The organism is Photorhabdus noenieputensis, from assembly GCF_018448935.1.
Taxonomy (GTDB): domain Bacteria; phylum Pseudomonadota; class Gammaproteobacteria; order Enterobacterales; family Enterobacteriaceae; genus Photorhabdus; species Photorhabdus noenieputensis.
Map to the genome: position 1 here is coordinate 38,502 of NZ_RCWC01000012.1, position 26,367 is coordinate 64,868.

A 26,367-nucleotide genomic window follows, 5' to 3' on the forward strand; every position below is an offset into this window, starting at 1 on the left:
ACAAGCAATATCAATGAAGCTCATGTATGAGCATAGAGCCAGTTGGAGACACTTTTTTGATAAATGTTTTGTTAGTCGATGATCATGAGCTGATCAGAGTTGGTGTAAAGCGTATTCTTGATGACGTAAAAGGGATAACAGTGATAGGAGAAGCCAATTGTGGTGAAGATGCGATAAAGTGGTGCCGGGCTAATAAAGCAGATATCGTGCTAATGGATATGTGCATGCCAGGTATTGGCGGCCTGGAGGCCACAAAAAGAATCCTGCGTTACTGTCCAGATGTCCGTGTCATCATGTTGACTATCTATACTGAAAATCCTTTGCCAATGAAGGTGATGCAGGCTGGTGCCAGAGGATATCTCAGTAAAGCCTCGACCCCTCAGGACATGGTTAATGCAATTCGTGCGGTTAATGCCGGTCAACGCTATATCGCCCCCGATATTGCTCAACAGATGGCCCTTAGCCAGATTAGCCCACAGAAAGACAATCCATTAAGTTGTCTATCTGATCGTGAATTACAGATTATGTTGATGATCACGAAAGGACAAAAGGTGAGTGATATCTCTGAACAACTTAATCTTAGCCCAAAAACCGTCAATAGCTATCGCTATCGGATGTTTAGTAAACTAAATATCAGCGGTGATGTAGAATTAACACATATGGCAATACGTTATGGGCTATTCGACACAGAGAGTCTATTAAATAGTGACGGAACAATTTGATTCAAAAACATTTTTACAAACAGTAACCAGTCAGCCCGGTGTTTATCGTATGTATGACACCTCAGGTACGGTTATTTATGTCGGTAAAGCCAAGGATTTAAAAAAGCGGCTTGCCAGTTACTTTCGTGCACAGGTTACCAGTCGTAAAACCGAATCTCTGGTTAAAAATATTGTTCAAATAGATGTTACTGTCACGCATACCGAAACAGAAGCACTGCTGCTGGAGCATAATTACATTAAGCTTTATCAGCCCCGATATAACGTTTTACTGCGAGATGATAAATCCTATCCTTACATTTTCCTCAGCGCAGATAAACACCCTCGGCTGGCAATGCATCGGGGAGCTAAACATTTTAAAGGTGAATATTTCGGCCCATTTCCAAACGCCCATGCAGTACGAGAATCATTAATCTTACTGCAAAAACTTTTCCCTATCCGGCAATGTGAGGATAGTGTCTACCGCAATCGCTCGCGGCCATGCCTGCAATATCAAATTGGCCGCTGCCTTGGGCCTTGCGTTAAAGAATTGGTAAGTGAAGACGAATATCAACAACAAGTTGATTATATTCGTCTGTTCCTTTCAGGCAAAGATCAGCAAGTTTTGACCAGATTAATTAACCGCATGGAACAAGCTAGCCAGCAATTGAAATTTGAAGATGCAGCAAGATACCGTGATCAAATCCAGGCCGTTCGTCAGGTCACTGAAAGGCAATTTGTTTCAGGAACAGACGATGACCTGGATGTTATTAGTGTTGCCTTTGAAGCGGGCATGGCTTGTCTACACGTACTGTTTATACGTCAGGGCAAAGTACTGGGTAGTCGGAGTTACTACCCTAAAGTCCCGACTGGAACAAAACTTGATGAGATTGTACAAACATTCCTTGGCCAATTTTATTTACAGGGCAGCCAAAATCGGACTTTGCCCTCAGAAATTTTGCTGGATTTTACTCTGCCAGAGAAAGACATTTTGTCTGATTCTTTATCTGAAATATCCGGGCGAAAAATTCATATTCAAACCCGTCCCCGTGGAGACAAAGCCCGTTATCTGAAACTTGCTCGCACAAATGCAACAACTGCACTAACTACCCGCTTATCGCAACAATCAACTATTCACCAAAGATTAGACTCTCTCGCCGAATTAGTTAAGTTAGCAAAAATTCAGAGAATGGAATGTTTTGACATTAGCCACACTATGGGAGAACAAACCGTTGCATCCTGTGTCGTTTTTGATAGCAATGGCCCACTACGTTCTGAATATCGGCGCTATAATATCAGTGGTATTACTCCCGGTGATGATTACGCGGCCATGAATCAAGTATTACGCCGTCGATATGGGAAAGCATTAGATGAGTCAAAAATTCCTGACATTATTTTCATCGATGGCGGTAAAGGGCAATTAGCTCAGGCAATAGATGTCTTTCAGTCTCTTGATGTTGAATGGGATAAAACGCGCCCTCAATTGATAGGTGTTGCCAAAGGCAGTGATCGCAAAGCCGGGCTTGAAACACTATTTTTCGCGACGGAGGATAAAGGTATCGCATTACCGCCGGACTCCCCTGCCCTGCATGTGATTCAGCATATTCGTGACGAATCACATAATCATGCAATAACCGGGCACCGCCAACGTAGAGCTAAAGTTAGAAACACCAGTACACTAGAATCTATTGAAGGCGTTGGGCCCAAACGCCGACAAATGTTACTGAAATACATGGGAGGTTTGCAGCCTTTACGCAACGCAAGTGTCGAAGAGATCGCAAAAGTACCGACTATTTCCTATGCATTAGCAGAAAAAATTTATAATGCATTGAAACACTAAGTACATTGATGCACCATACTTATAAATTCCACTATAGCCAGATAGTTAAGAAGCACTATGCAATTAAATATACCAACATGGCTCACTCTATTTCGTATCGTCCTGATCCCATTTTTTGTCTTGGCATTCTATTTGCCATTCACATGGGCACCGATGGTTTGTGCCATAATCTTTATTGTCGCTGCGGCGACAGATTGGTTTGACGGTTTTCTCGCCCGCCTTTGGAAACAGACAACTCGCTTTGGCGCATTTCTTGATCCTGTCGCGGACAAAATCATGGTTGCTGCCGCATTAGTTTTAGTTTCCGAGCATTATCACACATGGTGGATAACCCTCCCCGCAGCAACCATGATAGCGCGTGAAATTATCATCTCTTCTCTCAGAGAATGGATGGCTGAATTAGGCAAACGCAGTAGTGTTGCTGTTTCCTGGATGGGTAAGGTAAAAACGACAGCGCAAATGGCGGCGTTAGTTGCTTTATTATGGCGACCTAATTTTGAATTCGAATTAGGTGGATTCATATTACTTTATATTGCTACGGTGATGACATTTTGGTCAATGTTTCAGTATTTAAACGCGGCCTGGTCTGATTTGCGTGAAGCTTGATCGAAATGACGTAAAAACCATCGAACAAGCACAGCGTAACAATAATTGTGTTGACTCAATACGTGAAGTAAGTAGAATGCAACGCATCGAACGGCACATGAGATTTACGAAAACAAATAAGTAAATCAGCCAGTTCAAAACGGTGCGGGAATAGCTCAGTTGGTAGAGCACAACCTTGCCAAGGTTGGGGTCGCGAGTTCGAGTCTCGTTTCCCGCTCCAAGTTACTAGTTAGAAAGATGGTTAGTAGCTGAATATGGTTAGTAACTGAATTTAGTAACTGAATTTAGTAACTGAACTTAGTAACTGAATATAGAAAGGCGCGTTGGCAGAGTGGCCATGCAGCGGATTGCAAATCCGTCAACCTCGGTTCGACTCCGGGACGCGCCTCCAAATTCAGCCCAGGTGGTGAAATCGGTAGACACAAGGGATTTAAAATCCCTCGGCTGTAAGGCTGTGCGGGTTCAAGTCCCGCCCTGGGCACCAAATAAAATTTACTGATAAAACAGTGAGTTAGGAAAAAGAAAAGGCCACCGCAAGGTGGCTTTTTTGCATGTCGAGATGGCATGAAAATTGAGAAGTGGCGGCAAAATGGCGGCACTGTGTAAATATACATTATCTATTTCAGGCAATCTCTTCCCCCTCAAAACATCATCAGAAAAATATTTTTCATATAAAAAAGTTAAGTAATGATTGCTACACATTACTGTGAAACCTATTTATTGGCTTATTGGCAAAGTTAGCAGAAAATTATTATCTTTTTATATAATTCATGAGCTTTTTTAGGAACGATTTTTTTATTTCAGGTTGATTTGACTTAGCCAATGACGGATTTTCTAAATCCGTTGGAAGTAAGTACAGACGCTCATCGTCATCAACAACTTTTGCATTAAGTTTTTCGGCTATCTGTAACATCTTACAATATAGAGCTGTATCGGGGTGTTTCATGTATGTTCCCATCAGACCAATTCAGCCACGGTTCTTCATAAACGCTTTTCCCTGTCCATCCAGCATGAAACTGACCATTTCTTTCATCAATGAATAATTCGTCATCTTCAGCAACTAATGCGAGCCACTCATCGCTACTAATCTGGCAATCTTCATTCATTGAGAAGCATTCAGCTCTTGTTATATGAAGCTCCCACCCCATAATTACTCCTTAATTATTTGAACAATACAGCAGTAAAAGGCCACCGCAAGGTGGCTCAGACCGCTGACAAACTACATTTAAAATAACGAGGGTTGTTTCTTTTTTCGTGATAGAAATCACTATTTACTATATCCTTTCATTATACTTTTTACCTCGGCTGTTCTGGCCATTCAATATCGGAAGCCAGCGAAATATTTACTCTATTGAGCATTATCCTGTATTTTTTCCATTCCAACAGAGCAATTTTCTCTGCTTCGGTAGCGATATCTAAATCAACAGCATCTTGCAGTAATGCAATGGATTTATTCGCGTGTCGCAACAAAGCCATACGCTGCCGCTCCGCTTGCTCAATCTGATCTGCTTTTAGAGCGACATTATCAGTGACCCATTGTGTGCCATCCCACTTATCAAAATCAGTGGTAGGTTGCTTAAAGGTCAGAGTTTCAGGTAATTCACCCAGTTCAGTAATTTCCTGTTGAGTTCGTGTTAACGTATCGTAAGCGATTTCTCCGCGATAATCAGGTACTATTTCCCAACGCTTACCGTCTTCACTGCGACAAATAGCCACACCATCAGAATCGGGAAAGTCTGGTGCATCTAAATAAGAATGCGCTGACAAACTGACGCCCAACATGACATATTCGATATCAGAATTAGTAAATTCTCGTGTAATTTGATTCGTGTGATAAACTTTTATCCAGCCAGATTGAATTGCTAATCCGTCTTCACCCAATACGGCTGCTTCATGTTGCTCTAAAAAGTTTTTTTGTTCTGTCATTACGCTGCATGCTGCTGCTCTCACTATATAGTTAAATGCGACATTGCGGGGCCTTGATACCCCTATAAATGCGGAATTGGCAATCCAGTCTGCCTGAGCTTTACAATATACAGCTTTTACCGAAGTATTGTTATTTTGGGGCATATCCCACTGCAATTTTGTGCGCTCATTGCGTGAAGGGGTAATAATAAAATTACCAGCCCGATCAACATTCTGTACCAAATAAGCTCCTTCCTGCCACGATAATATTGAACGAGATGGATCCACATTTCTACCACTATCCCAGCCACGGATAAATTCTCCCCTTAAATCGGGCAATCTGCCATCAGGATAAGCTTCTGCTAACTTTGGGTACTGCAATTTATTGAAAAATGCACCATTACAAACAAGGTAGTTGATAGGTGGATAGGGTAACGGCCACGGAATGGGGGAACCCACAGGTATATTAATTTCTTCACGTAACGAACTTATTATTTCCTGAGCAAGCTTTTGTGTAACCGCCAATGTATTACTATTACCAATCACATTTGTAAGCTGAACAATACCTTTCTGTGTTAATGAAGCATCGGGAACCTTTGTTGTCATTTTTTGTTCTAGCGCTCCATTTAATTGGGCGTTGAGTTTTTCTATATTTCCATCATCCAGCACATCATTGTCAGAGTGTGTGGCGATAAAATTAGCGACTACAGAGGATATCGTAGACGACTGACGTAATACCTTATTTAGCATATCAGTGGTAATACCATCTTGTGGAAACCCAGTCTGCAAATTCTGATTTTCTTCATATTTTTCTTGGCTAATTACATTAGCATTATTGCCAATAGAAAAAGCCTTAAAATCATTTTTTTGATTCATGCATTTACTCCTTAAGTAAAATAATATTTTTTATAATCAACACATTTAATTATTGTAAAAACAATCCGACTGTAATTTATTAAAATTAAAGTCTAGTTCAGAAAGAAGAGCAATACAGCATTCCTATTTATTAGGAGACTGACCGTTTTTATATAATTGTAAGCAATAGGCAATTAAATATCTTAGATTCAAAAATATATCCAAACCATTTATATTTAATATCTGGGAACTATTCTTCTCTTATTCCTTCTATCTCCTCTTTCAACTCCTTATGTTTTAAATTCCAAACTAAATCTCCCAGCATTTGGACACGAACATCTAAACGACAATGTTGACTCTGTTGACCATATTTCTTCTCGGAAAAACTATCAATACAACACCTCAATTCTATAACTCATTGCCTGATCATTGGCAGCTCTTAATAATATTTGAAATTACCCCTAATGCATTATTATCCTTGCTAACTATTATCACTGTTATTTTCTTTTTAAAAAAATCAAAGAAAGCCCCTCGTTTATGTGTATTGTTCTACTTATCAAACTCCATCATCCAAGGTATTACTGTTTTTTTAATAGTTAATGTACTGTCACTACCAATAAGCTATGACAACATATTACCCTCTCTGCGGCCTATAATTACTACTGCTATATGGGTACCTTATTTCATGGTGTCAATTAGAGTTAAAAGAACTTTTGTGAACTAATCAACTCTCTCCCCTATCCTTGCAACCACAGAATCTTTGCCCTGTGGTTACAATTTACTCTCTTCTATTTGCCGTATTATCTTCTTGAAGGTGATATATAGACTTTTTTGTCCCACTGGTGAACTACTCAATCCCTAATGCTTAGCATTTTGGCTAACGCTGGTATGCCGCCAACTTCTTTTATTGCTATATCCAGTATGTTCATAAAGGTTTTATTTTTTTACTAATAACAAACAAAATACAATAAACACTTTAAAAATAAAGTTTTGCTTGCTATAAAAATAAAAGCCTCGCTTGTATATTTAAGGCATGAAAACAATGCACGAAAGAATCAAGCAAGCTCGGCTTGCAAAAAAACTAACTCAAGCTGAACTAGCAGATATGCTTGGGGTTACTCCACAGTCTGTGCAACAGTGGGAATCAAGCACAGAACCAAGAAAATCAAGGCTAACAACATTAGCATCTATCCTTGACGCTGATGTGAACTGGCTTTTATTTGGCGAAACACCCAAAAAGGGTGAGAGCCAAGTTCCACCTGAGAGCGAGTGGACAACTATTACGCAATGGGACAGTAACATGCCACTAGACTGCAATGAGGTGAAGGTACCGTTCTTAAAGGATATTGAATTCGCGTGCGGCAATGGTGGATGTATTGATGCAGATTATAGCAGCTTTAAGTTAAGATTTTCTAAAGCAACATTAAGCAGGATTGGCGCACCAACTGACGGCTCTACAATTGTTTGTTTTCCTGCTAAGGGCGACAGCATGGAGCCAGTTATCCCAGATGGAACAGCAATAGCAGTAGATATCTCTAATAAGAAAATTATTGATGGAAAAGTGTATGCAATTGAACAGGATGGGTTAAAGCGTCTTAAATGTCTTTACAGACGCCCGAGAGGGAAATTACTTATCAGAAGTTATAACCGTGATGAATACGAAGATGAAGTTGCAGATGAAGATCAAGTGAACATCATTGGGAGAATGTTCTGGTATTCCGTTTTAGATTACTAAGGTTATGGAATGGACAATTTTAAGATAAAAATAAAACATCATGTTGACCACGTTAAGAGCGCAGGCCAACACTGCACCACCGAAGAAACAACTAAGCAAGCATTAATATTGCCTTTTTTAGATATTCTTGGGTTCAGTCCGTATGACCCTCAAAAAGTTAAAGCCGAGTACGGGGCGGATTTCCCCGGGTTAAAAGCAAATGAGCGGGTTGATTATGCTTTGTTTTGCCAAGGTGTTCCAGTTATGTTTATCGAGGCAAAAGGATACAGCGAAAAGCTAGATAACCACTGCCCTCAGTTATCCAGATACTTTAATTCCACTCCAGAAGTGACTATTTCGGCAATTACAAATGGATTAGAGTGGCGCTTCTTTACCGATTTAAAACAAAAAAACGTAATGGATCCTACCCCATTCTTACGCATTAAAATGGATGAAGTTAGCGATGCAGATGTAAGCCAGCTCTATCGATTTAGACACGATAAATTCAAACCGGAAGCACTAAGAACGCTTGCAGAAGAAAGTGTTTACTTATCTGCTTTTACTAAAACCATCAGCACTAGCTTGAGAGATGTTGATAGTGAATTTGTGAGATATGTTGCTAATAGATCTAATGTCGAACGCCAACTAAATCAGCGCTTTATTGAATCAATCACCCCGTTGGTAAAACAAGCTGTTGAGAAATCTGTCAGCGCAATGGTGGTTTCCGGTCTTTCAAATAAACATGTTCCAATTGATGGAGTTCAAGACGAGATAGAACTTCAAGAAAATTCGAAAGAACCAGATGAGATAGTAGATCTAGATAACCCTAATATTGTTACCACCAAAAACGAATTAGCTCTATATGAAAAAGCAAAATCAATAGTCGGGGATTCTGTTGACTTGCAATACAAAGATACAGAATCTTACTTTGGAATTCTTTATCAAGGAAAATCAAATAGATGGATAATAAGATACTTTGACAAGAAGAATAAACCTTACATCCAGATACCTATTGAGCTAACGGATATATTAGCCAACGAAGTTAATAGAGCCGGATTATCCGCTAATAACTCAAGAATATTTATAGAAGCTCCAGAAGATATATTGAGGATAACAGGTATTATCCTTGATGCTTTTGAGTTCGTTAAAAATGACGATAACTTTAGAAAGAAAGCACAATAACATACCAGCCACCACTCGGTGGCTTTTCTGCCCTATATCCTTCACTATCATCTAAGAATGTCTAAGCAGTCACATTTTTAACAATCAATAAAAATAAAATCCATATTAAAAACAAGCATTACTTGTTTTCATAAACCAATACTTGTATACCCCTAATCATCTTAATATGACTCGCTACCGTCTAGAAGAACTATCCGCAAGTCTGAGAAAAACAACGTAGTGTTGTCTTTCTAAACTGCCTGTGCGGCAGTAAACATCATACAGACAATTTTGTTTTTGTAGGTAGATTTCTAAGCTGCCTGTGCGGCAGTAAACTCGCGCTCTCTCTGTGGGTTCGGAAGGTTACTTTTCTAAGCTGCCTGTGCGGCAGTAAACTGTTTCTTTTCCGTCTCCGCAGCATTCGGGACTTTCTAAGCTGCCTGTGCGGCAGTAAACGTCGTGATGAGGACGGGAAAATCATTAAGAAATTTCTAAGCTGCCTGTACGGCAGTACACAAAGAAAACATATGGCTATTTCTCTGCCGAAATTTCTAAGCTGCCTGTACGGCAGTACACTGCGTTTTAATGCTGACGAAAAAACGCCATTCTTTCTAAGCTGCCTGTACGGCAGTACACAATTTTCATTTACGCTAGCCAAAATAAGTATATTTCTAAGCTGCCTGTACGGCAGTACACCCAATATCTTCAAGAACTGAGCAGCTAGTTCTTTTCTAAGCTGCCTGTACGGCAGTACACTGTTACATATTAACTCCAACCCACTGACTATCAAAGAATATATTTATAAAAAGCTCAAAAACCCTTTTTTAAAGAAGAGATTGCATTACATTAAAAATCAATAAGTTATAATTGATTGCTAAAAAAGGGTTAAAAATCAGGTTCAGGAATACCCGCGTTTTTAAGTTACCATTGACACAATTTTCTTAGCTAACGACTACGTTTCAAGAAATCTTCTACCTTATCCCATTCATCACTCAGCGGAATCGATTTCTTTCCATCCGGAGATACAAGATAATAACGGTCGTAAGATCCGGATTTTTCCTTATACAGATGTTCTTCTGTGATGATATATCCCTCATATCGGCCTGACTCCACAATATCAAGCCCATTGCCATATGTGATGACATCAGATATTTTTCCTGTTCTATTATCAACAGACCTAATTTCATTCGCTGTCGCTGAGCTCATACACTCAAGATATGTTTTAGATGCATCAGGAGAAAGACTAATACTCCACGTTGGACACAACTTTTTATCATATCCTATTTGAACCGCTGTATGTCCCTTGCCTGAAACAACCATTTTTGATTCAATTTCACCATCACCCTTTATCCGTTTGAGATACAACGCATAATGATAAGGAAAACCACAACAGTCATCTTCCGGATCTTCACTTTTTGCTGGATATGAAATCAACTTTGCAGCAATCTTTTTATCTTTCGAGATTACTGTCTGTAAAACTTTGTGAGGTTCATCAATATTATCAGATAATATCTTTCCTTTAAAACAAAGCTCCTTCTCTTTATTAACAGAAAAAACCTCTACTCCTATTGGACAGGTCTCAGCAGCATTTATTTGGCCCGGCACATTTAACAGTAAAAATGCTAGGATATATTTTCTCATCATCGACAACCTCATTTTATATTCCTAAGGAAGATCACTATAAAACATAGCTAATCCATATCACCTAAATTATCTATTAATGCGATATTACTTACAGCACCATAAAATAAATAAGCTATCGTGGTCAATATATCGACACCATTTGGAAATATCAACACCTATAATCAATGAAACTCCTTGCTAAGGCTCTTTATTATACAATTAAAGGATTACGGTTTATTATGAAATCCCCTAAATTTTTCATATTTATTTATTTTTTTATCTCATAAATTTCAATTATCATAATTTCACAAAAATTTAACACAATCACAGAGACACCCCATTTGACCTTGCAAATAATACTGTCAACCAAGGGGTTTTCATTAATACCAGAAACGATCAATCTATTGATCGATACAATACTCCAAGACTATCGATAACCGTTCACCAATAAATGTTATCGAAAAAATAAGTATTTCCGACTATCATTGATCATTCAGAAAAAATATCATAATTAAATAATTACTCTAAAAAATAATATTTATAAATATATTTCTATTTATTTAAAATTTCTTTATTAAATAATAAAATATTTAATTATTAGTATATTCTTTCTTTAAAAATAAATTATTTCCCCATGCCATATAATAAAGTTATTTTAAGTGAAATTATTACTTAAATAATTTAGATGATCTCTTAAGTAATCAGCAAGGATTTACTATGCAAAATATAAAAAGTACACTAAGCAGTATCACTTTAATCTTAAGTTATATGTAGAATAAAAATAGAGTCATTTGAACACATAAATTATATTTAATAAGCTTAAAATATGAATAAAAATTCCTCTACCAAGCTAAAACATATTTTAAAACGATGTAAAAGCACCTTACTAAAAACTCATTTATTTGGAAGCTACCGCGAGAAAAATGGTTACCCTCTTTTACACCCTATAAATATTGATCACTTAGGGTCACAGAGTACTATAAACTTATCATCAGCTACATAGGCATTAATCATGAAAAAAATTAATGAAACATATATTTCACCACAAATAATAAACACAATGGAAGCAAGCAATGAACCGTGGGGAATTAAAGATAAAAATTCACGCTTTATTTATGGTAATCTGGCCCTAAAATCTATTCAAAATATTCCAACATCATTTGATTATGAAGGTTTTTTTGATAACGAACTTCCCTGGAGTGGAGCAGAATTTGCAAAAGAATTTATTGATCATGATAAAATTGTAATGACAAAAGGGAAAAAAATCTGTTCACTCGAAACATATACATATGGAAAAGAAAAAATCTTATCATCTTACTTCCAAGAGAAATTACCACTGTATAACGATGCAAAGGAATGCATAGGTATCTTTTTTCATGGATGGAAAGCCAAAGATTTTTCATTAATTAACCTATATCAATATTATAATTATCTACCCACATCTATTATATTCCAACCGCCAGCAGATACTTTTACACAACGTGAATGGGATGTTATTTTCTTCTTTCTACAAAAGTACACCCGGAAACAGATTGGAAAAATATTAAATATTACTTATCGTACAGTTGAATCTCATATGGCCAGTATATATCACAAGATAGGTGTTAACTCCAGTCAACAACTGGAAGAATATTGTCTCATCAACAATTTTAAACGCTATGTACCAGAGAAATTTTTACTATTTTAATAACTCTGTTTTAGTCATAAAGAACACGATTAAATAATCTATACCCTATGAATTTCAAGATGGATCGCGACGGCAAGGGAGCGAATCCCCGGGAGCATAGATAACTATATGACCGGGGTGAGCGAATGCAGCCAACAAAGAGGCAACTTGAAAGATGACGGGTATATAAACAAATCATTTAAATAATCACCTGAATAATTAAGTAGTATTATGCCAACGAAAAAAATACAATCAAAACAATACCATTATTGAACTAATTTAGCCGTATAAGAAAGTTATAATATCATGTAAAAAATGATTATTTATCAAAAATCCCCCTCTCTCGATTACCTATCAATATCGCAATTTCCCTGAAAATTACGATGTTATGAGATTTTTAACTGATAAATTAGCCTCATCTATTGCAGAAAATGCTGTTAATTATATTAAGAAAATCCATCCAAAATAAAATTAGCAATAGCATATATAATTAAACGATTGTCGTAATAAAAATAGCCATGATAATTATTTTATGAAAAAGTCTGTCATTGCTGGTAATAAAGTATTAAACTGACAATATGATTCAAACATATCACAACTTAAACACAAATCGTAAAAAGGAATAATAATATGAGTAATCACATAGCTATATCATCTCAAATTATTAATACACTGGCCATAAGCAATGAGCCTTGGGGAATTAAAGATAAACACTCATGCTTTATCTACGGCAATATAGCATTAAAATCTCTTCAAAACTTTTCAAGTTCATTTGAATTTGAGGGGTTTTATGAAAATGAACTTCCTTGGGATAGTGCTAAATTTGCGGAAGAATTTATTAATCATGACAAAAAAGTAATGGAAAAACAGCAGAGAATATGCTCAATAGAAACTCATATATTTGGCAAAGATCAAACCCTATCGTCTTACTTTTTCGAAAAATCACCTTTTTACCATAAAGATGGAGAGTGTATCGGAGTTATATATCATGGCTGGAAAGCACAAGATTATTCATTAGCCTATTTACATCAATACCACGACAAACTGCCGACTTCAATTATGCTCCAGCCACCAACTGATCTTTTTACTCAACGTGAGTGGGATATCATTTTCCTCTTCTTACAGAAAAATACCCGAAAGCAGATTGGGCGGATACTGAATCTAGCCTATCGCACGGTTGAATCTTATATGGCTCGGATATACCATAAGATAGGTATTAACTCTAGCCAGCAATTGGAAGAGTATTGCCGAACCTATAATTTTAATCACTATATACCGGAAAAGTTTTTATTATCTTAGATTACGTATTTATTCCCGGTTTTTCCATACTGTTCTTATCCATCATTGATGGAGAAAATAGCCAGCCCTGTTGGAATATTTTTATTTTAAAATATTATATTTAATAATCTTCAAAAGTTATATATGAACTCATCAGGGCTTAAAAAACCATCCTTATTACCATGCAGCAAAAAATATATAGGATAGTGTTCATAATGATAGTTTATAAAAGAGAAGGAATCCTGTTCTACTTATATAAATGCCTAATCTATTAAAGCCAATAAGTTACCTAAAAACTTTAATATTATTGAGTATACTGATAAAGAATTACCTACATCAAATAATCATTTCTTAAACCAAAAAAAAGATCATAATCAAGCGAATATAGACTTTATTATCCACCACCTTACAAATAAATAACTTATTAATTACATATCAATATTAATCGTCACTATTCATAGCTATAATTTTTCATACAATTTAATATCACTGCTAAGTGACATTACTTATAAATATAAATACTTTCATAGAAAATAACTTTCTCTATCATATTTATGTTTAAAATATCTTTATAAAAAAACCACACAACCAATTGATAATAATATATTTCTTGAAGAGAAAATCATTATTCTCTATTATATAATCAGACTATTTCAACTATAATCATCTAATTAATTTTTCAGATAGCCAAAATGATAAAACAATTAATGGCAGACACTAATAATATAGCTAATTATATTCAACCAACTTGCCGAATTTTAATTTACACCTCAGCAATGTTTTTCACTATTTTCATTGTGAAGTTAAATTGAGCATAAACTCAAATCTTAATAACTAAATTTTGAGGACATAAGAATAAGAGTGATATTATGAGTAGAAAAATAATTAACACATTAGCGAAAAGTCATGATCCAAGGGAGAATAAAGGACATAAGCACATGTTTTATTTACGTTAAGCAAGCATGTAAACATGTTCAAAATATTCCAAGTTCTTTTAACTACGAAGGACTTTATAAAGATAAACTTCCCTAGGATGGGGCTGAGCTTGCCAAAAAATACATGGCTATGATAAAAAAACAATAAAAAAAGAAGAAAGAATATGCTCACTTGAAACATATTCCCCAGCCACTGACTGATTTATTTACTCAACAGGAATGGGATATTACATCCCTACTTTTACAAAAATATAATAATAGGAAAATTAGTATAATATTCAATATTACCTATCGCGAGATTAAAATTTACTCTCTATAGATATAAAACAAACTTGGTATTAATTCCAGCTTTCCATTGAAAGAATATTGTCGCATAAATAATTATGGTCTCTATATGACAGAAAAATTTGTGCAACCGGGAAGTAAGAATATCATCAACATAATTTGTTCCAATAAATTATAATCAAACTCCATAAGTTCTAAAACTTCCTGCTGGCTTAGTCCCGATTTAGTTTATCCATTTTTGTCCTAGCTTCTTCGAGTTGAAATTCTGTTGCACCACACTCCTGTGATACTGGCATTATCGTATTAAAACCCCGGTCTACAGTTCTCCTTAAATCATTGGCATCCTGCCGTATTTTCTCAGGGGTATTACGTCCCCTATAAGTTGTACTGAGTTTTCTATGGACATCAGCAAGAACAATTATGGCCGCTATATTTTTCTATAATTTTTCCAGTAAACTTGAACCGCAGAAGTCGAAGGAATATGATCAGTATGTGTTCCATTCCTTAGTCTCCCCGTAAAGTTTCTATACAAATCCACTTCAAACAACTTCACCGGCGGCATATTAGGGATGGCGAGTATCGGGATATAATTCCGAAAATCCTTCTCTTCCAGCATCGGCAATAAGGTTATCTGCGACGGAATAAATAGTCGTTCTTCATTCCAGGTATGAGGCGGAACCTTGAATTCCTGTTCACTCGGCGTCCATAAAATCGTCGGTCAATTTTCCCTTGGTTCCCAGAATTCATAATTACCAGTGACCAGATTCAGTCTCATCATACGAACCGGCACTTTACTGAACCGTTCAACAATTTCACTAAGATGATATCGATTTAAGTAATTCTCTTCGCCCTCATTCAATCCCGGTGAATAAAGCAGTCCCATTAATCCGACTGTCAATGGATTCGGTGCCGCCAGCCAGCGTCCGGCACTGGTAACGCCGCCGCCAATAATATAAGTCGGGATGTTTACCACAGGTAGTTTTATCACCAGCTAGCAGATAATACCCTATTGCCATCTATTCACCCACCATTGAATAATCGTATTAAATATTTATTTAAAATAAATTTAAACAATATTATTTCTACCTAAGAACTAATATATGATCAATAATGCAAAAAATTTAAATTAAAAAAATAAAAATATTCTGAAATTGATGAAAGTTAAGTCAATTTTTTGCCTCTGGCGTTACCTCACCAGTACCGTCAAACCAGAAAATCATTGATAAAAACCGCAAGAAATGGGGTAAGAACGTAATTGCAACAAACATATAAGTGGAACTTGAAATACAACTTTATATCTTGAGCTATACCATTTTAAGTAAGTTTTTTATTTAATTATTCTCCAAAAATTTAATTTCATAGAATTTACCTAACCTTAATTTTATTTAAGAATAGCTATTGTTAGCAGCAAACAAATTCAGACGCGGTTTTTAGGCTGAAAACTCCATATAGTTGATTATTCTGATAATTCCACAATATATTATACCGAATTACGATGACCAGTATATGCCGTTTAAAAAGCATTCTTTAATTGATCGAATATTATTCCGATTAAATGCCATTTTTTCGCCGTTATTCTGCCCCAAAGATAACACCTTCTTTTTCATTCTATTACCGATCATCTTTATAACAACCACTCCCTCATGCTTCGGTTAATGGCTGAAAGTTTTTGACCTACATCACTTAATTACTTATGACTTAAAAACATTATTCATTAATTTTACTGTTTAGTAAACAAACTAAAATGTTTTTATATAGAATAGTATCTTACGTTATATTCATTCACAATAAAAATATCGTTATATAACAATAAAAGGATTAATTAATAAATATATGTATTTTGACGAGAAAGTAATTATATTCTATTATATTACCAAGGCATTTTAAGTATAATTAGTTAGCAAACACGTCAGATAACAACTGAAATAATCGTTCAGGAGTCAATAATGCAACATATAAAAAACAGACCTAATAATATCACTCCACAATTAATTCATATGTGGGAAAACAGTGGTGAACCTTGGGGAGCTAAAGATCTCCAATCAAAATTCATTTATGCCAATGCCGCCTTTTATCAACTACTCAATTTGCCGGAAGATTTCGATATTACCGGGCTTTCAACCGGTGAATTACCCTCACCTATTGCAGAATATGAAAAAGAATGCCACCGTCAGGATCAAAAAGTTATTCAAACAATGCAACGCGTTAGTTCACTAGAAACGCATCCATTTGAAGAACATAAGATTAAACAAATCTATCTTTGTAATAAATATCCACTTTGTGATGAAGATGGCAATTGCATTGGGATCACTTTTCATATGTGCAAAACCCAAAATTTTTCCACTGCTTACTACTATGACAAAACGCCTCCGGCAACGTTGGAATTTATCGCCCCTAATGACAAACTAACGCAAACTGAATGGGAAGTTCTCTTTCTAACTCTACGCTCATTAGATGAAGAGGAAATCGGTGAGGAGTTAATGATAAGTACCGAAGATGTGGTTAATCATATTCAATCAATTTATCAAAAATTCAACTTACCATTACATGCAGAATTAAAAGATTTCTGTAGAGAAAATAAACTTGATGCTTATATTCCAGCAAGATTCGTCACTATCGGGAGTTTAGAGTTAAATTGATTATAAAATTAAACATCAATAATCTAATTTTAAGGCTAGAAAAACAGGAGTGATAACATGGACAATAAATTAATTATTTCATCTCAAGTTATTAATACAATGGAGTATAGTAATGATCCTTGGGCAATAAAGGATAAAGATTCACGTTTTATTTATGCCAATCAGGCATGTAAACATGTTCAAAACATTTCAAGCTCTTTTGACTACGAGGGAGTTTACGACGATGAACTTCCTTGGGGTGGTGCCGAATTTGCCAAAGAATACATCGTTCATGATCAAAAGGTGATGGAAAAAGAAGAAAGAATATGTTTGCTTTTAACACATAAATTTGGAAAAGAGCAAATTCTTTCATCTTATTTTTTTGAAAAATACCCTCTTTACCATGAAGACGGAAGTTGTATAGGAACGATATTTCATGGTTGGCAAGCCCAAGATTTCTCGTTCACTCGCCTATTTCATGGAAAACTTCCGGCGTCTATATTATTTCAACCACCGACTGATATCTTTACGCAACGGGAATGGGATGTTATTTTCCTCCTGTTACATAAGTATACCAGCAAGCAAATCGGTAGAATGTTAAATATTTCCTACCGTACGGTTGAAACTCATATTTCACGCATATATAAACGCATTGGTACTCACTCTAGTCGTCAATTGGAAGATTATTGTCGCACCAATGATTATGATCTCTATGTACCAGAAAGGTTTGTGCATCCAGAAAGCAGAATGTTTCTTTAATGCTTAGATTACAAAGGAACTTTTACTAATATGAAGAAGAACTATGCAATATCACCTCAGATTATTAACACAATAGAAATGAGCAATGAATCGAGGGGAATACAGGATAGTTCTTCAATCTTTATTTACAGTAATCAGCAACAAAAAAATTTATTCACAACTTTAAATAATCATTTAGTTATAAATGACTTTATGGACATTAACTGCCTTGAGATGGTATTGAGTTTGCCAAAGAGTTTATTATCCATACTAAAAGTTTCATAATCAGAGGAATGATACGATGAGCAGAACAATAATGATTTCACCTCAAATCATTAATACAATGGAACAAAGCAACGATCCTTGGGGAATAAAAGATGAGAATTCATGCTTTATTTATGCCAATCAGGCATGTAAACGTATGCTCAACATTTCATGTTCTTTTGACTTTGAAGGACTTTATGATCATGAACTACCTTGGGTTGGGGCCGAATTTTCCAAAGAATACATTGCTCATGATCAAAAGGTTATGGAAAAAGAAGAAAGAGTGTGCTCCCTTGAAACTAATACATATGGGAAAAAGCAAATTCTATCATCTTACTTTTTTGAAAAGCTACCTATTTACCATGATAGCAACTGTATGGGAATTATATATCATGGTTGGCAAGCTCAGGATTTCTCACTTACCCGGCTATTTCGTGGAAAATTACCAGCAAATATTATGTTCCAACCACCGACCAATCTCTTTACTCAACGGGAATGGGATGTTATTTTCCTCATGTTACAAAATTATACTAGCAAGCAAATCGGTAGAATATTAAATCTCTCCTATCGGACTGTTGAAACCCATATCTCACGAATATATAAAAGAGTGGGTGTGCACTCTTGTTATCAATTAGAGGAATATTGCCGCACAAATGATTATGATCTCTATGTACCAGAAAGGTTTGTACATCCAAAAATCAGAATATTTTCTTAATTATTAGATTAGAAGGAGTTATCACTAATATGAAGAAGAACTATGTAATATCGTCTCAGATTATGAACACAATAGAAGTGTTCAACAAACCGTGGGGAATACAGGATAGTTCTTCAAACTTTATCTACGGTAATTCAGCTACAAAGAAAATTATTCGTAACTTTAAACAATCATTTGATTATGAAGAGTTTTATGATCATGCATTACCCCAAGTTATAGGATAGTCATGAGTTGAATTGATTATAAGGTCAAACATAAAAAACCGTATTTTAAGGCTAGAGAAAAGAGGCGTAATAGCATGAAAAACAAACTAATTATTTCACCCCAAGTCATTAACACAATGAAGCAAAGTAATGAGCCCTGGGGAATCAAGGATAAAAACTCATGCTTTATTTATGTTAATCAAGCATGTAAACATGCACAAAATATTTCAAGCTCTTTTGACTATGAAGGGCTTTATGATTATGACCTTCCTTGGGATGGGGCCGAATTTGCTAAAGAACACGTGACTCAAGATAAAATAGTAATAGAAAAAGAAGAAAGAATATGTTCACTTGAAACACATCTATTTGGAAAAGAACAAATTTTGTCATCCTATTTTTGTGAAAAATATCCACTTTACCATGAAGACGGAAGTTGTATAGGAACGATATATCATGCTTGGCAAGTTCAGGATTTCTCATTTACCCGGTTATTTCGTGGAAAACTGCCAGCATCTATTATATTTCAGCCACCGACCAATCTCTTTACTCAGCGGGAATGGGATGTTATTTTCCTTTTTCTACAAAAATATAGCAACAAGCAAATCGGTAGAATGTTAAATATTTCCTATCGTACTGTTGAAAATCATATCTCACGCATATACCAGAGAATTGGAGTTCATTCCAGTTATCAATTGGAAGAATACTGTCGCACGCATGATTATGATCTCTATGTACCAGAAAGATTTGTACATCGAGAAAGCAGAATGTTTCCTTAACCCTTAGATTATAGAGGAGTTCTACTAATATGAAAAAGAACTATATAATATCACCTCAGGTTATTAACGTAATAGAAATGAGCAATGAACCGTGGGGAATACAGAATAGTTCTTCAAATTCTATCTACGATAATTTAGCTACAAAGAGATTCACTCGTGATTTTAAACAACCATTTTATTATAAAGGATTTTATAATCACGCATTATCCTATATCATGGGATAGTCGTGAATTAAAGTGATTATAAGATTAAACATCAATAATCGAATTTTAAGGCTAGAAACAATAGGAGTGATAACATGGATAATGAATTAATTATTTCGCCTCAAGTGATTAATACAATGGAGCAGAGTAATGATCCTTGGGGAATAAAAGATAAGAATTCATGCTTTATTTACGGTAATTCAGCAACAAAACAGTTCATTCATGATTTTAAAAAATCATTTGATTATGAAGGACTTTATGATGATGAGCTCAATTGGGATGGAGCTGAATTTGCAAAAGAATTTATCGCTCATGATAAAAGTGTAATGGAAAGAGGAGGAAGAGTATGTTCGCTTGAAACACATCTGTTTGGCAAAGACAAATTTCTATCGTCTTACTTTTGTGAAAAAACCCCTATTTACCATGATAACGGGGATTGTATAGGAACTATATATCATATGTGGAAAGCCCAAGACTTCTCATTCACCCGACTATTTCATGGAAAACTGCCTGCATCTATATTATTTCAACCACCGACCGATCTCTTTACCCAACGGGAATGGGATGTTATTTTCCTCATGTTACAAAAATATACCAGTAAACAAATCGGTAGAATGTTAAATATTTCCTATCGTACGGTTGAAACTCATATTTCACGCATATATAAACGCATTGGTGTTCACTCTAGTCGTCAATTGGAAGATTATTGTCGCACCAATGATTATGATCTCTATGTACCAGAAAGGTTTGTGCATCCAGAAAGCAGAATGTTTCTTTAACGTTTAGATTATAGAGGAGCTTTTACTGATATGAAAAAGAACTATGCAATATCGTCTCAGATTATGAACACAATAGAAGTGTTCAACAAACCGTGGGGAATACAGGATAGTTCTTCAAGCTTTATCTACAGTAATTCAGCTACAAAGAAAATTATTCGTAACTTTAAACAACCATTTGATTATGAGGCGGTTTATGATCACACATTATCCCATATCATGGGATAATCGTGAGTTAAATTGATTATAAGATCAAACATCAATAATCGAATTTTAAGGCAAAGAAGAGGAATAATACTATGAATAGCAAGATAATCTCATCACAAGTCATTAACACCATGCAGCAAAGTAACGAACCTTGGGCAATCAAAGACAAAAACTCATGTTGGATTTTTGGTAATTTAGCATTTAGACAAATCCAAAATCTCCCAGACTTATTTGATTATGAAGGGAAATATGATAATGAACTCCCCTGGAACGGGGCTGAATTTGCAAAGGAATTCGTTATTCACGATAAAAATGTTATGAAACAAGAGAAAAGAATATGCTCACTTGAAACACATACATATGGAAAAGATAAATTTCTATCATCTTATTTTTCGGAAAAATATCCAATCTATAATGATGAAAACGAATGTATCGGTATCTTTATTCATGGATGGAAAGCCCAAGATTTCTCATTCACTCGCCTATTTCATGGAAAACTTCCGGCATCTATATTATTTCAACCACCGACTGATCTCTTTACTCAACGAGAATGGGATGTTATTTTCCTGATGTTACAAAAGTATACCAGTAAGCAAATCGGTAGAATGTTAAATATTTCCTATCGTACGGTTGAAACTCATATTTCACGCATATATAAACGGATTGGTGTTCACTCTAGTCGTCAATTGGAAGATTATTGTCGCACCAATGATTATGATCTCTATGTACCAGAAAGGTTTGTGCATCCAGAAAGCAGAATGTTTCTTTAACGTTTAGATTATAGAGGAGCTTTTACTGATATGAAAAAGAACTATGCAATATCGTCTCAGATTATGAACACAATAGAAGTGTTCAATAAACCGTGGGGAATACAGGATAGTTCTTCAAACTTTATCTACAGTAATTCAGCTACAAAGAAAATTATTCGTAACTTTAAACAATCATTTGATTATGAAGAGTTTTATGATCATACATTACTTTAGCTTATGGGATGGCCATGAATTAAATTGATTATAAGATCAAACATAAAAAAACGAATTTTAAGGCTAGAGAAAAGAGGAGTGATAACATGGACAATAAACTAATTATTACACCGCAAGTCATTAACACAATGAAACAAAGTAATGAGCCTTGGGGAATAAGAGATAAAAACTCATGTTTTGTTTATGGTAATTCAGCAACAAAAAAATTTATTCATAATTTTAAAGAATCATTTGATTATGAAGGATTTTATGATCATGAATTGCCTTGGGATGGAGCCGAATTCGCCAAAGAGTACATCACTCATGATCAAAAAGTAATAGAAAAAGAAGAAAGAGTATGTTCACTCATAACATGTACATTTGGAAAAAAACAAATTCTTTCATCTTATTTTTTTGAAAAATACCCTTTTTATCATGAAGATGGAAGCTGTATAGGAACGATATATCATGGTTGGCAAGCTCAGGATTTTTCATTTACCCGGTTATTTCACGGAAAACTGCCAGCCAATATTATATTCCAGCCACCGACCGATCTCTTTACCCAACGGGAATGGGATGTTATTTTCCTGATGTTACAAAAGTATACCAGTAAGCAAATCGGTAGAATGTTAAATATTTCCTACCGTACGGTTGAAACTCATATTTCACGCATATATAAACGCATTGGTGCTCACTCTAATCGTCAGTTGGAAGAATATTGCCGCACCAATGATTATGATCTCTATGTGCCAAAAAGATTTGTGCAGCCTGGAAGCAGAATGTTTCCTTAACCATTATATTAATAGGAGTTCTACTAATATGAAAAAGAACTATGTAATATCACCTCAAATTATTAATACAATGGATCAAAGTAATGCCCCCTGGGCAATAAAGGATAAAAATTCATGCCACATTTATGTCAATCAGGCATGTAAACGTATTCTCAATATTTCATGTTCTTTTGATTTTGAAGGACTTTATGATCATGAATTACCCTGGGATGGGGCCGAATTTGCCAAAGAGTACATAGCTCATGATCGAAAAGTGATGGAAAAGGAAGAAAGAGTATGTTTGTTTCTAACACATACTTTTGGGAAAGAACAAATTCTTTCATCTTATTTTTTTGAAAAATACCCTCTTTATCATGAAGACGGAAGCTGTATGGGAACGATATATCATGGTTGGCCAGCTCAGGATTTCTCATTCACCCGGCTATTTCATGGAAAATTGCCAGCCAACATTATGTTCCAACCACCGACCAATCTCTTTACCCAACGGGAATGGGATGTTATTTTCCTCCTGTTACAAAAATATACCAGTAAGCAAATCGGTAGAATGTTAAATCTTTCCTATCGTACGGTTGAAACCCATATCTCACGCATATATAAACGGATTGGCGTTCGCTCTAGTCGTCAATTAGAAGAATATTGTCGCGCGAATGATTATGATCTCTATGTACCAGAAAGGTTTGTGCATCGAGAAACCAGAATGTTCCTTTAACCCTTAGATTAAAAGGAGTTCTACTAATTATGAAAAAGAATTATGTCATCTCACCTCAGGTTATTAACACTATGGAGCAAAGTAATGAACCCTGGGGAATAAAAGACAAGAACTCATGCTTTATTTATGCCAATCGAGCATGTAAACATGTTCAGAATATTTCAAGCTCTTTTGACTATGAGGGGCTTTATGATTATGACCTTCCCTGGAATGGAGCCGAATTTGCTAAAGAATTCATGATTCACGATAAAATGGTGATGGAGAAAGAAGAGAGGATGCGTTCACTTATAACACATGTACATGGAAAAGAACAAATTCTTTCATCTTATTTTTTTGAAAAATATCCTTTTTATCATGAAGACGGAAGCTGTATAGGAACGATATATCATGGTTGGCAAGTTCAGGATTTCTCATTCACCCGGCTATTTCGTGGAAAATTGCCAGCAAATATTATGTTCCAGCCACCGACCGCCCTCTTTACCCAACGGGAATGGGATATTATTTTCCTCATGTTGCAAAAGTATAACAATAAGCAAATCGGTAGAATGTTAAATATTTCCTATCGTACTGTTGAAAATCACATCTCTCGTATATATAAACGCACTGGTGTTCACTCTAGCCATCAATTGGAAGAATATTGTCGTACCAATGATTATGATCTCTATGTACCAGAAAGATTTGTGCACCCAGAAACCAAAATGTTTCCTTAACCATTAGATCAAAAGGAGTTCTACTAATATGAAAAAGAACTATTTAATATCACCTCAGGTTATTAATACAATGGAGCTGAGTAACGAGCCTTGGGGAATAAAAGATGAAAACACACGCTATATTTATGTCAATCAGGCATGTAAGCGTCTTCAAAATATTTCAAGTTCTTTTGACTATGAGGGGCTTTATGAGCATGAATTGCCCTGGGCTGGAGCCGAATTTGCCAAAGAATATATGGCCCATGATAGAAAAGTGGTAGAACAGGAAAAAAGAATATGTTCACTTGAGACACATGTACATGGAAAAGAACAAATTCTATCATCCTACTTTTTTGCAAAATATCCTCTTTATCATGAAGACGGGAGCTGTATGGGCATTATATATCATGGTTGGCAAGCTCAGGATTTTTCATTTACCCGGTTATTTCGCGGAAAACTGCCAGCATCTATTATGTTCCAACCACCGACCAATCTCTTTACTCAACGGGAGTGGGATGTTATTTTCCTTTTTTTACAAAAATATAACAGCAAGCAAATCGGTAGAATATTAAATATTTCTTATCGTACGGTTGAAAATCATATCTCACGTATATACCAAAGAATTGGAGTTCATTCCAGTTATCAATTGGAAGAATACTGTCGTACCAATGATTATGATCTCTATGTACCAGAAAGATTTGTGCACCCAGAAAGCAGAATGTTTCCTTAATTCTTAGGTTAAAAAGGAGCTCTCACTAATATGAAAAAGAAATATATCGTCTCACCCCAGATTATTAATACAATGGAGATGAGTAATGAACCGTGGGGAATAAAAGATAAAAACTCATGCTTCATTTATGTCAATCAGGCATGTAAACGTCTTCAAAATATTTCAAGTTCTTTTGACTATGAAGGGGTTTATGAACATGAATTACCCTGGGATGGAGCCGAATTTGCCAAAGAATATATCTCTCATGATCAAAAAGTAATGGAACAAGAAAAAAGAATATGTTCACTTGAAACACATTTATTCGGAAAAGAACAAATTCTGTCATCCTACTTTCTTGCAAAATATCCGCTCTATCATGAAGATGGGAATTGTATAGGAGTTATATATCATGGCTGGCAAGCCCAGAATTTTTCATTTACTCGATTATTTCGTGGAAAACTGCCGGCATCTATTATGTTCCAGCCACCAACCGATCTCTTTACTCAACGGGAATGGGATGTTATTTTCCTCCTGTTACAAAAGTATACCAATAAGCAAATCGGTAGAATGTTAAATATTTCCTATCGTACGGTTGAAAACCATATCTCACGCATATACAAAAGAGTGGGTGTTCATTCTAGTTATCAATTGGAGGAATATTGTCGCATCAATGATTATGATCTCTATGTACCAGAAAGATTTGCGCACCCAGAAAGTAGAATGTTTCTTTAACCATTAGATAAAAAGAGTTCTCACTAATATGAAGAAGAACTATGTAATCTCTTCTCAGATTATTAATACAATGAAGCAAAGTAATGATCCTTGGGGAATAAAGGATAGAAATGCATGTTTTATTTATGCCAATCAAGCATGTAAACATGTTCAAAATATTTCACGTTCCTTTGACTATGAAGGGCTTTATGATTATGATCTTCCTTGGGATGGAGCTGAATTTGCTAAAGAATACATAATTCATGATAAAATAGTGATGGAAAAAGAGGAACGAATATGTTCACTTGTAACACATACATTTGGAAAAGAACAAATTCTGTCATCTTACTTCTTTGAAAAATATCCTCTCTATCATGAAGACAAAAGCTGTATAGGAACGATATATCATGGTTGGCAAGCACAGGATTTCTCATTTACCCGGTTATTTCATGGAAAACTGCCGGCATCTATTATGTTCCAGCCACCGACCAATCTCTTTACCCAACGGGAATGGGATGTTATTTTCTTCATGCTACAAAAGTATACTAGTAAACAAATCGGTAGAACGTTAAGTATTTCCCACCGTACTGTTGAAACCCATATTGCACGAATATATGAAAGAATTGGTGTTCACTCTAGCTGCCAATTGGAAGAGTATTGTCGCACCAATGATTATGATCTCTATATGCCAAAATGTTTTGTTCATCCCAAAAGCAGAATGTTTCTTTAA

Annotated in this window: 24 protein-coding genes, 3 tRNA genes, 2 pseudogenes and 1 CRISPR repeat array; of the genes and pseudogenes, 24 read left to right on the forward strand and 5 right to left on the reverse strand. The window is 35.5% G+C overall.

Annotation, left to right across the window (positions count from 1 at the left end; genetic code table 11):
• Window positions 1–56 precede the first annotated feature (56 nt).
• From uvrY to EAE91_RS10415, 6 genes are all read left to right on the forward strand, one after another.
• On the forward strand, window positions 57–722 hold the full coding sequence (gene uvrY, locus EAE91_RS10390; protein ID WP_214088438.1) for a UvrY/SirA/GacA family response regulator transcription factor: 666 nt from the start codon (window positions 57–59) through the stop codon (window positions 720–722).
• Window positions 706–2,538 (forward strand): excinuclease ABC subunit UvrC, encoded by a 1,833-nt coding sequence (gene uvrC / locus EAE91_RS10395; RefSeq protein WP_214088439.1) that lies wholly within the window; start codon window positions 706–708, stop codon window positions 2,536–2,538. Before uvrY ends, uvrC begins: the two co-directional genes overlap by 17 nt.
• A gap of 57 nt (window positions 2,539–2,595) precedes the next feature.
• Window positions 2,596–3,144, forward strand: coding sequence for a CDP-diacylglycerol--glycerol-3-phosphate 3-phosphatidyltransferase (gene pgsA / locus EAE91_RS10400; RefSeq protein WP_214088440.1), 549 nt, complete (start codon window positions 2,596–2,598; stop codon window positions 3,142–3,144).
• A 144-nt stretch (window positions 3,145–3,288) separates the two neighbouring features.
• Window positions 3,289–3,364, forward strand: a tRNA-Gly gene (locus tag EAE91_RS10405).
• Between the two features lie 97 nt (window positions 3,365–3,461).
• Window positions 3,462–3,535, forward strand: a tRNA-Cys gene (locus tag EAE91_RS10410).
• Window positions 3,536–3,541: 6 nt separating this feature from the next.
• A tRNA-Leu gene (locus tag EAE91_RS10415) sits at window positions 3,542–3,628 on the forward strand.
• 430 nt (window positions 3,629–4,058) lie between these two features.
• Here EAE91_RS10415 and EAE91_RS24750 read toward each other — a convergent pair.
• The 3 genes and pseudogenes from EAE91_RS24750 to EAE91_RS10430 all read right to left on the reverse strand — a co-directional run.
• Window positions 4,059–4,292, reverse strand: a complete 234-nt coding sequence (locus tag EAE91_RS24750; RefSeq protein ID WP_312150416.1) for a hypothetical protein — start codon at window positions 4,290–4,292, stop codon at window positions 4,059–4,061.
• 148 nt (window positions 4,293–4,440) lie between these two features.
• Window positions 4,441–5,070 (reverse strand): tail fiber assembly protein, encoded by a 630-nt coding sequence (locus EAE91_RS10425; protein WP_214088504.1) that lies wholly within the window; start codon window positions 5,068–5,070, stop codon window positions 4,441–4,443.
• 225 nt (window positions 5,071–5,295) lie between these two features.
• Window positions 5,296–5,925: pseudogene (locus EAE91_RS10430) on the reverse strand (tail fiber protein); the annotation flags it as partial.
• A gap of 328 nt (window positions 5,926–6,253) precedes the next feature.
• On the opposite strand from EAE91_RS10430, the gene EAE91_RS24975 reads away from it, so the two are divergent.
• From EAE91_RS24975 to EAE91_RS10445, 3 genes are all read left to right on the forward strand, one after another.
• Entirely contained in the window at window positions 6,254–6,628 is a 375-nt protein-coding gene (locus EAE91_RS24975; RefSeq protein WP_376744760.1) for a DUF2569 family protein, read from the forward strand.
• Between the two features lie 309 nt (window positions 6,629–6,937).
• Window positions 6,938–7,639, forward strand: a complete 702-nt coding sequence (locus tag EAE91_RS10440; protein WP_214088442.1) for an XRE family transcriptional regulator — start codon at window positions 6,938–6,940, stop codon at window positions 7,637–7,639.
• 9 nt (window positions 7,640–7,648) lie between these two features.
• Entirely contained in the window at window positions 7,649–8,800 is a 1,152-nt protein-coding gene (locus EAE91_RS10445) for a type I restriction endonuclease (protein WP_214088443.1), read from the forward strand.
• Between the two features lie 227 nt (window positions 8,801–9,027).
• A CRISPR array of direct repeats spans window positions 9,028–9,535; the repeat unit is 28 nt; unit sequence TTTCTAAGCTGCCTGTACGGCAGTACAC.
• Between the two features lie 189 nt (window positions 9,536–9,724).
• Here EAE91_RS10445 and EAE91_RS10450 read toward each other — a convergent pair.
• Window positions 9,725–10,423, reverse strand: coding sequence for a hypothetical protein (locus EAE91_RS10450; RefSeq protein WP_214088444.1), 699 nt, complete (start codon window positions 10,421–10,423; stop codon window positions 9,725–9,727).
• Between the two features lie 991 nt (window positions 10,424–11,414).
• On the opposite strand from EAE91_RS10450, the gene EAE91_RS10455 reads away from it, so the two are divergent.
• Together EAE91_RS10455 and EAE91_RS10460 are read left to right on the forward strand one after the other, a co-directional pair.
• Window positions 11,415–12,089 (forward strand): PAS and helix-turn-helix domain-containing protein, encoded by a 675-nt coding sequence (locus tag EAE91_RS10455; protein ID WP_214088445.1) that lies wholly within the window; start codon window positions 11,415–11,417, stop codon window positions 12,087–12,089.
• 609 nt (window positions 12,090–12,698) lie between these two features.
• The gene (locus EAE91_RS10460) at window positions 12,699–13,367 is read left to right on the forward strand and encodes a LuxR C-terminal-related transcriptional regulator (protein WP_214088446.1); all 669 of its coding nucleotides are present in this window, start codon (window positions 12,699–12,701) and stop codon (window positions 13,365–13,367) included.
• A 1,411-nt stretch (window positions 13,368–14,778) separates the two neighbouring features.
• Here the strand turns inward: EAE91_RS10460 and EAE91_RS24980 are convergent.
• Window positions 14,779–15,515 (reverse strand): annotated as a pseudogene (locus EAE91_RS24980) (S-type pyocin domain-containing protein); the annotation flags it as partial.
• A gap of 997 nt (window positions 15,516–16,512) precedes the next feature.
• Between EAE91_RS24980 and EAE91_RS10470 the strand changes: the two are divergent.
• The 13 genes from EAE91_RS10470 (at window position 16,513) to EAE91_RS10530 (ending at window position 26,367) form a co-directional block, all read left to right on the forward strand.
• Entirely contained in the window at window positions 16,513–17,205 is a 693-nt protein-coding gene (locus tag EAE91_RS10470) for a helix-turn-helix transcriptional regulator (protein WP_214088447.1), read from the forward strand.
• Between the two features lie 57 nt (window positions 17,206–17,262).
• Window positions 17,263–17,943 carry a helix-turn-helix transcriptional regulator gene (locus EAE91_RS10475; RefSeq protein WP_214088448.1) on the forward strand — a complete coding sequence of 227 codons (681 nt, stop codon included), beginning with the start codon at window positions 17,263–17,265 and terminating at the stop codon, window positions 17,941–17,943.
• Window positions 17,944–18,223: 280 nt separating this feature from the next.
• Window positions 18,224–18,901 (forward strand): PAS and helix-turn-helix domain-containing protein, encoded by a 678-nt coding sequence (locus tag EAE91_RS10480; RefSeq protein WP_214088449.1) that lies wholly within the window; start codon window positions 18,224–18,226, stop codon window positions 18,899–18,901.
• Window positions 18,902–19,199: 298 nt separating this feature from the next.
• Complete coding sequence (locus EAE91_RS10485) at window positions 19,200–19,880, forward strand: helix-turn-helix transcriptional regulator (protein WP_214088450.1); 681 nt, start codon at window positions 19,200–19,202, stop codon at window positions 19,878–19,880.
• Between the two features lie 29 nt (window positions 19,881–19,909).
• Window positions 19,910–20,104 carry a hypothetical protein gene (locus EAE91_RS10490; protein WP_214088451.1) on the forward strand — a complete coding sequence of 65 codons (195 nt, stop codon included), beginning with the start codon at window positions 19,910–19,912 and terminating at the stop codon, window positions 20,102–20,104.
• Window positions 20,105–20,178: 74 nt separating this feature from the next.
• Window positions 20,179–20,862, forward strand: a complete 684-nt coding sequence (locus EAE91_RS10495) for a helix-turn-helix transcriptional regulator (protein WP_214088452.1) — start codon at window positions 20,179–20,181, stop codon at window positions 20,860–20,862.
• Between the two features lie 296 nt (window positions 20,863–21,158).
• Entirely contained in the window at window positions 21,159–21,836 is a 678-nt protein-coding gene (locus tag EAE91_RS10500; RefSeq protein WP_214088453.1) for a helix-turn-helix transcriptional regulator, read from the forward strand.
• 299 nt (window positions 21,837–22,135) lie between these two features.
• Window positions 22,136–22,819 carry a helix-turn-helix transcriptional regulator gene (locus tag EAE91_RS10505; RefSeq protein ID WP_214088454.1) on the forward strand — a complete coding sequence of 228 codons (684 nt, stop codon included), beginning with the start codon at window positions 22,136–22,138 and terminating at the stop codon, window positions 22,817–22,819.
• A gap of 28 nt (window positions 22,820–22,847) precedes the next feature.
• Window positions 22,848–23,528: a helix-turn-helix transcriptional regulator gene (locus EAE91_RS10510; RefSeq protein ID WP_214088455.1), complete on the forward strand. Its 681-nt coding sequence runs from the start codon at window positions 22,848–22,850 to the stop codon at window positions 23,526–23,528.
• Between the two features lie 29 nt (window positions 23,529–23,557).
• A complete protein-coding gene (locus EAE91_RS10515) occupies window positions 23,558–24,238 on the forward strand; it encodes a helix-turn-helix transcriptional regulator (RefSeq protein ID WP_214088456.1) in 681 nt (226 codons plus the stop codon).
• A gap of 28 nt (window positions 24,239–24,266) precedes the next feature.
• Window positions 24,267–24,947, forward strand: a complete 681-nt coding sequence (locus EAE91_RS10520; RefSeq protein WP_214088457.1) for a helix-turn-helix transcriptional regulator — start codon at window positions 24,267–24,269, stop codon at window positions 24,945–24,947.
• 30 nt (window positions 24,948–24,977) lie between these two features.
• Entirely contained in the window at window positions 24,978–25,658 is a 681-nt protein-coding gene (locus tag EAE91_RS10525; RefSeq protein WP_214088458.1) for a helix-turn-helix transcriptional regulator, read from the forward strand.
• A 28-nt stretch (window positions 25,659–25,686) separates the two neighbouring features.
• The gene (locus EAE91_RS10530; RefSeq protein WP_214088459.1) at window positions 25,687–26,367 is read left to right on the forward strand and encodes a helix-turn-helix transcriptional regulator; all 681 of its coding nucleotides are present in this window, start codon (window positions 25,687–25,689) and stop codon (window positions 26,365–26,367) included.

Bases quoted from the DNA above. Each gene is read 5' to 3' on its own strand.
- pgsA (WP_214088440.1), top strand. From the start codon at position 2,596: ATGCAATTAAATATACCAACATGGCTCACTCTATTTCGTATCGTCCTG.
- EAE91_RS24750 (WP_312150416.1), bottom strand. From the start codon at position 4,292: ATGGGGTGGGAGCTTCATATAACAAGAGCTGAATGCTTCTCAATGAAT.
- EAE91_RS10425 (WP_214088504.1), bottom strand. From the start codon at position 5,070: ATGACAGAACAAAAAAACTTTTTAGAGCAACATGAAGCAGCCGTATTG.
- EAE91_RS24975 (WP_376744760.1), top strand. From the start codon at position 6,254: ATGTTGACTCTGTTGACCATATTTCTTCTCGGAAAAACTATCAATACA.
- EAE91_RS10440 (WP_214088442.1), top strand. From the start codon at position 6,938: ATGAAAACAATGCACGAAAGAATCAAGCAAGCTCGGCTTGCAAAAAAA.
- EAE91_RS10445 (WP_214088443.1), top strand. From the start codon at position 7,649: ATGGACAATTTTAAGATAAAAATAAAACATCATGTTGACCACGTTAAG.
- EAE91_RS10450 (WP_214088444.1), bottom strand. From the start codon at position 10,423: ATGATGAGAAAATATATCCTAGCATTTTTACTGTTAAATGTGCCGGGC.
- EAE91_RS10455 (WP_214088445.1), top strand. From the start codon at position 11,415: ATGAAAAAAATTAATGAAACATATATTTCACCACAAATAATAAACACA.
- EAE91_RS10460 (WP_214088446.1), top strand. From the start codon at position 12,699: ATGAGTAATCACATAGCTATATCATCTCAAATTATTAATACACTGGCC.
- EAE91_RS10470 (WP_214088447.1), top strand. From the start codon at position 16,513: ATGCAACATATAAAAAACAGACCTAATAATATCACTCCACAATTAATT.
- EAE91_RS10475 (WP_214088448.1), top strand. From the start codon at position 17,263: ATGGACAATAAATTAATTATTTCATCTCAAGTTATTAATACAATGGAG.
- EAE91_RS10480 (WP_214088449.1), top strand. From the start codon at position 18,224: ATGAGCAGAACAATAATGATTTCACCTCAAATCATTAATACAATGGAA.
- EAE91_RS10485 (WP_214088450.1), top strand. From the start codon at position 19,200: ATGAAAAACAAACTAATTATTTCACCCCAAGTCATTAACACAATGAAG.
- EAE91_RS10490 (WP_214088451.1), top strand. From the start codon at position 19,910: ATGAAAAAGAACTATATAATATCACCTCAGGTTATTAACGTAATAGAA.
- EAE91_RS10495 (WP_214088452.1), top strand. From the start codon at position 20,179: ATGGATAATGAATTAATTATTTCGCCTCAAGTGATTAATACAATGGAG.
- EAE91_RS10500 (WP_214088453.1), top strand. From the start codon at position 21,159: ATGAATAGCAAGATAATCTCATCACAAGTCATTAACACCATGCAGCAA.
- EAE91_RS10505 (WP_214088454.1), top strand. From the start codon at position 22,136: ATGGACAATAAACTAATTATTACACCGCAAGTCATTAACACAATGAAA.
- EAE91_RS10510 (WP_214088455.1), top strand. From the start codon at position 22,848: ATGAAAAAGAACTATGTAATATCACCTCAAATTATTAATACAATGGAT.
- EAE91_RS10515 (WP_214088456.1), top strand. From the start codon at position 23,558: ATGAAAAAGAATTATGTCATCTCACCTCAGGTTATTAACACTATGGAG.
- EAE91_RS10520 (WP_214088457.1), top strand. From the start codon at position 24,267: ATGAAAAAGAACTATTTAATATCACCTCAGGTTATTAATACAATGGAG.
- EAE91_RS10525 (WP_214088458.1), top strand. From the start codon at position 24,978: ATGAAAAAGAAATATATCGTCTCACCCCAGATTATTAATACAATGGAG.
- EAE91_RS10530 (WP_214088459.1), top strand. From the start codon at position 25,687: ATGAAGAAGAACTATGTAATCTCTTCTCAGATTATTAATACAATGAAG.